The sequence below is a fragment of the Methylobacterium sp. AC315 genome (assembly GCF_979253755.1).
In genome coordinates, this window is sequence record NZ_CEEDEA010000067.1 from 1 (window position 1) to 862 (window position 862).

The following is an 862-nucleotide window of genomic DNA, read 5'->3' on the forward strand; positions in this document are numbered from 1 at the left end:
CAAGCTACCCGTGGTGAAGCGGCCTACCGCGCACTAACTTGAACTTTGGACCACCCTGTGGGGGGCGATCACCGCGCTCACCGCGCGAGCGCGACCGAGATGAAATGCGCCGTGAGGACCGTCGTGAGGAGTTCCGCGACGGGCGGCGCGATCCGCTTCGCCGCGAGGAGCGCCTACGCCGCGAGGACGATGACGAGGATTGATCCGCATCAACCGCGGGCCATGGATCCATGAGCGGCGGGGTGTAAGCCCCGCCGTTTTTGTGTGCGCGACCATGGACCTCATCCCCGCCAGGTAGAGGGAGCTTGGTCCCATCCGCCGCGTTGACCTCGGTCATGGAGAGTGCCCGATGCCCAACGAACCAATGACGGCAAACACGCAGGACCTCGCGAACACTGAGTACGACGCCGAGCGCTGGGCCCGCGTCGGAGAAGAGAAGTTCGTAGGCTCGAACGCACCGCTGCCGGTGAAAGACGATGCTCCGGAAGTTGGCCTTTCGCAGAAGGGTACGGACGAGGCGGCGGTCGTGAAGCGCGAGATCGATATCTGAGAGGGACGTACATGGCTGACGAGCCGATCGACACGCAGGCTCAGCGGATGCCGCAGGGCAAGCCAACAAGCGAGGGCTTAGCAAACACCCCGCAGGACACTGCTACTGGTGCGATCAAGACGCAGGACGGTCCCATGGAGCGGGCTGGTACGGAAAAGGAAGAGGCCGCTCGGGGCGAAAAGAGCCTTGGAGCGGAGCGCGACAAACCAAAATGAGAGGTGGATGACCTGCCCGTGCCTTAGAGCGCCTAACAGAACCGTCTGATCTGGTTGAGAGTGATGAGGCTGGCGGCGAGGCTCGTGAAGGCCTCGT

Annotated in this window: 2 protein-coding genes; both read left to right on the plus strand. The window is 63.5% G+C overall.

Features of this window, described 5'->3' with window-relative positions; translation table 11 throughout:
• Positions 1-349: 349 nt before the first annotated feature.
• Positions 350-550 (plus strand): hypothetical protein, encoded by a 201-nt coding sequence (locus AC0IY0_RS28720; protein ID WP_471766474.1) that lies wholly within the window; start codon positions 350-352, stop codon positions 548-550.
• A gap of 11 nt (positions 551-561) precedes the next feature.
• The gene (locus AC0IY0_RS28725) at positions 562-765 is read left to right on the plus strand and encodes a hypothetical protein (protein WP_471766475.1); all 204 of its coding nucleotides are present in this window, start codon (positions 562-564) and stop codon (positions 763-765) included.
• Positions 766-862: the final 97 nt, after the last annotated feature.

Bases quoted from the DNA above. Each gene is read 5' to 3' on its own strand.
- AC0IY0_RS28720 (WP_471766474.1), top strand. From the start codon at position 350: ATGCCCAACGAACCAATGACGGCAAACACGCAGGACCTCGCGAACACT.
- AC0IY0_RS28725 (WP_471766475.1), top strand. From the start codon at position 562: ATGGCTGACGAGCCGATCGACACGCAGGCTCAGCGGATGCCGCAGGGC.